Origin of the sequence: Roseateles sp., assembly GCF_031397715.1 — a bacterium.
In the GTDB taxonomy this organism is placed as follows: domain Bacteria; phylum Pseudomonadota; class Gammaproteobacteria; order Burkholderiales; family Burkholderiaceae_C; genus Paucibacter_A.
In genome coordinates this window covers 1-3,725 of sequence record NZ_JANNMI010000280.1, presented here as the reverse complement: position 1 = coordinate 3,725, position 3,725 = coordinate 1, and the positions used below count along the sequence as shown (strand labels likewise).

Below are 3,725 nucleotides of genomic sequence, written 5' to 3'. Positions count from 1 at the left end.
TGCTTGGCGCGCTTTTGATTGCCGGCGTGCTGTGGCTGGCTTCGGGCGGCGCGTGGGGCGCCAAGCAGGATCTCTATCTCAGCGTCATGGAAGAGTCGGTCGCCGGCCTGAACCTGAATGCGCCGGTCAAATACATGGGCGTTGATGTCGGCAAGGTGCAGGCGATCGCCCTCGACGCGGCCAACCCGGAGCGGGTGCGGTTGTTGTTCGCCATCGACCGCGGCACGCCGATCCGCGTCGACACCGTTGCCGTGCTCAAGACCCAAGGGCTGACCGGCATCGCCTATGTGGAGCTGGACGGCGGCTCGCCGACGGCGGCGCCGCTGCTGGCGGTGGCGCCGGAGCGCTATCCGCAGATTCCCAGCAAGCCCTCGCTGAGTGCGCGGCTTGAGAATGTGCTGAGCACCGTCTTGGCCAAGCTGGACAGCACCTCGACCAGCCTCAACGCCTTGCTGAGCCCGCAGAATCAAGCCGCCTTCAGCAGCACGCTGGCCGATATCGCCAAGCTGACCCATAGCCTGGCCGAGCGCCGTGCCACCATCGATGCGGGTCTGGTCAGCGCGGCGCGCACCTTCGACAACAGCGCCGCGCTGACGGCCCAGCTGCGCGCGCAAGCCGGGCCCTTGCTGGCGCGCATCGACAGCGCGGCACTGGCGGTCGAGCGCATGGGGCTGGAGACCGCGCAGGCCAGCAGCAGTGCTGGACGCTCGGTGGTCGATGTTGGCGCCGATGTGAAGCGATTCACCGCCGTGGCCTTGCCGGACTTGCAGCGCTTGTTGGCTGAAATGACCGTGCTGACGGGTTCGCTCAAGCGCCTCAGCGAACAAACCGAACGCAACCCCAGCGGGCTTTTGTTCGGCCAGGGGCCGGTGCCCGACGGCCCGGGTGAAGCCAGTGAACCCGCTGCCAAGCAGCCAAAGCCATGAAACCCATCCTGCTACTGCCGGGCATTTTTCGCGTCGCCGGCCTCGCCTGCCTGCTGAGTCTCGGTGCCTGCAGCAGCCTGCTGCCTAAGCCAACGCCTGCACCCAGCCTGCATCTGCTGACGGGGGCGGCGCCTCACGCGCCCGGGGTCAGTCGTTCAGGGCAAGCCAGCCTGCGCATCAACCCGCCGCAGGCCGCGGCCGGCTTTGACAGCCGCCGCATCATCTATCTGCGCGAGCCGCAGCGGCTGAATTACTTCGCCCGGCATGAATGGGCGGACACGCCGGCGCGCATGCTGGCGCCGCTGTTGCTGGCCGCTTGGGACGCAGGCGGGCAGTTTCGGGTCGTGTTGGGCGCTCACAGCGCCGGCAGCGCCGAGTTCAGTCTGGACACCGAGGTCATTCGTCTGCAGCAAGATTTTTCGCAGTCCCCCAGCCAAGTGCGGCTGAGCCTGCGCGCCAGCCTGCTCGACAACGCGACCCGCCGCGTCTTGGCCAGCCGCGAGTTCGACGCGCGGGTGGCCGCGCCCAGCGAGGACGCCGACGGCGGCGTGATTGCGGCCAACCGGGCGGTGCAGCAGGTCTTGAACGAGCTGGTTCAGGCGCCTGAGTTTGCGCCAGTCAAGCCAGTGTTGCCCTGATCTGCGTGCCGGCATGGCCGACCAACATCGCTTCGATTTGATCGAGTGGGCCGATCACCGCCCGCCGGCCGGTGGCGTTCACAAAAGCGCAGGCCGCCGCGACCTTCGGCGCCATGCTGCCGGCGGCAAAGTGGTGTTGGGCCAGTTGCTGCGGCGTGGCCGCGTTCAGCATGTGTTGGCTGGGCAGGCCCCAATCGACGCTGACGCCCGCCACATCGGTGGCAATGATCAGGCAGTCGGCCGCCAGCTCGGTGGCCAGCATGGCGCTGCACAGATCCTTGTCGATGACCGCCTCGATGCCGTACAAGCCGGCCTGCCCGGGCTGCCGGCAGACCGGGATGCCGCCGCCGCCGCAGGCAATCACCACCACGCCATGCTCCAGCAGGTGGCGTATGGCGTCCAGGCCGAGCACGCGCAGCGGCTGGGGCGAGGCGACGGCGCGGCGCCAGCCGGCGCCGTCCTCGATCAGCGGCCAGTCCTTGGCGGCGGCCAGCGCATTCAATTGCGCGCGGCTGTAGACCGGCCCGATCGGCTTGGTGGGATGGTCAAACGCGGGGTCATCGGCCGCCACCTCAACCCGGGTCACCAGCGTGCTGACCAGGCGCGCGGGCGGCAGCCGATTGCTCAGCTCCTGCTCCAGCAAGTAACCAATCATGCCCTCGGTCTGCGCACCCAGCACGTCGAGCGGGTAGGCGTTAGCCTGCTCGGCCAGCAGGCCGACTTGCGGGCCGTTGCCATGCGTCAGCACCAGCTCGGTATGCGCCGCCGCGACGCGGGCCAGTTGCTGGGCGGCGAGCCGGATATTGGCGAGCTGGTTGGCGGCGCTCAAGACCTCACCGCGCCGCAGCAGGGCGTTGCCGCCGATGGCGATGACCAGCTTCATGTCAGCGTTGCGACCAAGACCGCTTTGATCGTGTGCATGCGGTTCTCCGCCTGGCTGAACACAATCGAGGCCTCGGACTCGAAGACCTCGTCCGTCACCTCCAATTCGCTCAGCCCGTACAGCTTGTGGAGCTCGCGGCCGAGCTCGGTGTCGAGGTTGTGCAGGGCCGGCAGGCAATGCATAAAGCAGCTGCGCGGCTTACCCGTCGCCTGCATCAGGGCCTGGTTGACCTGGTAGGGCAGCAGCTGATCGATGCGCTCCTTCCAGGCCTCGACCGGCTCGCCCATGGACACCCAGACGTCGGTGTAGACGAAGTCGGCGCCGACCACGGCCGCCAGCGGGTCCTCGGTGATGCTGATGCGCGCGCCGGTGGTTTTGGCCAGCGCCCGCATCTGCGCCACCAAGTCAGCGGGCGGCTGCAGGGCCAGGGGTGCTGCGATGCGCACATCCATGCCCATTTGTGTGCCACCCACCAGCAGCGAGCAGCCCATATTGAAGCGCGCATCGCCCAGATAGCAAAAGCTCAGCTCATGCAGCGGCTTCTCGCCGAACTCCTCCATCGTCAGCAGGTCGGCCAGCACCTGGGTCGGATGCGCCTCGTCGGTGAGGCCGTTCCAGACCGGCACGCGCGAGTAACGCGCGATGTCCTCGACCACGCTTTGATGAAAGCCGCGGTATTCGATGCCGTCATACATGCGGCCGAGCACGCGGGCGGTATCCTTCAGCGACTCCTTGTGGCCGAGCTGCGAGCCGACCGGGTCGATATAGGTGACATGCCCACCCTGGTCATGCACGGCCACCTCAAAGGCGCAGCGGGTACGGGTCGAGGCCTTCTCGAAGATCAGCGCGATGTTCTTGCCCTGCAGGCGGGGATGCTCGGTGCCGGCGTATTTGGCGCGCTTGAGCTCGGCCGCCAGGTCGAGCAAGAAGCGGATCGCGCGCGGCGGGAAGTCGCGCAGGTCCAGCAGGCTGCGGTTGCGGAGGTTGAAGCTCATGGTGGGTCCTTTGTTCAAAGGTTTTAGAGGCTGAGAGCATCCCAGGCCCCGTTGGCGCCCGGCGTTCGCGGAGAAACGATGGAGTTGCGTGGTGCATAAGTTTTGAACAGAAGGACGCGAAGTTCACGAAGAATGTGAAGGGGACTGAATTTCCGTGTTCCTTCGCGATCTTTGGGGCCTTCTGTTCAGGTTTGATCGGACTCGTCGGCGCTGGCCCGGTGTTTTGTTTCTCATGAGCTTTTGTAGCGAGCGGCCGTCAGGCTAGGCGGACGGAGCACAGAAA

Annotated in this window: 4 protein-coding genes; 2 read left to right on the top strand and 2 right to left on the bottom strand. The window is 66.7% G+C overall.

Going from position 1 to position 3,725, the window contains the following annotated elements; all coding sequences use genetic code 11:
* Positions 1-926 (top strand): MlaD family protein (locus RMO57_RS12360; protein ID WP_310387013.1); only part of this gene is annotated, 926 nt, incomplete at its 5' end.
* Positions 923-1,564, top strand: a complete 642-nt coding sequence (locus RMO57_RS12355) for an ABC-type transport auxiliary lipoprotein family protein (RefSeq protein WP_310387012.1) — start codon at positions 923-925, stop codon at positions 1,562-1,564. The genes RMO57_RS12360 and RMO57_RS12355, both read left to right, overlap by 4 nt.
* Here RMO57_RS12355 and RMO57_RS12350 read toward each other — a convergent pair.
* Both RMO57_RS12350 and argF read right to left on the bottom strand, forming a co-directional pair.
* The gene (locus RMO57_RS12350) at positions 1,545-2,447 is read right to left on the bottom strand and encodes a carbamate kinase (RefSeq protein ID WP_310387011.1); all 903 of its coding nucleotides are present in this window, start codon (positions 2,445-2,447) and stop codon (positions 1,545-1,547) included. The genes RMO57_RS12355 and RMO57_RS12350 overlap by 20 nt on opposite strands.
* The gene (argF, locus tag RMO57_RS12345) at positions 2,444-3,442 is read right to left on the bottom strand and encodes an ornithine carbamoyltransferase (RefSeq protein ID WP_310387010.1); all 999 of its coding nucleotides are present in this window, start codon (positions 3,440-3,442) and stop codon (positions 2,444-2,446) included. The genes RMO57_RS12350 and argF overlap by 4 nt, the downstream gene beginning before the upstream one ends.
* Positions 3,443-3,725 lie beyond the last annotated feature (283 nt).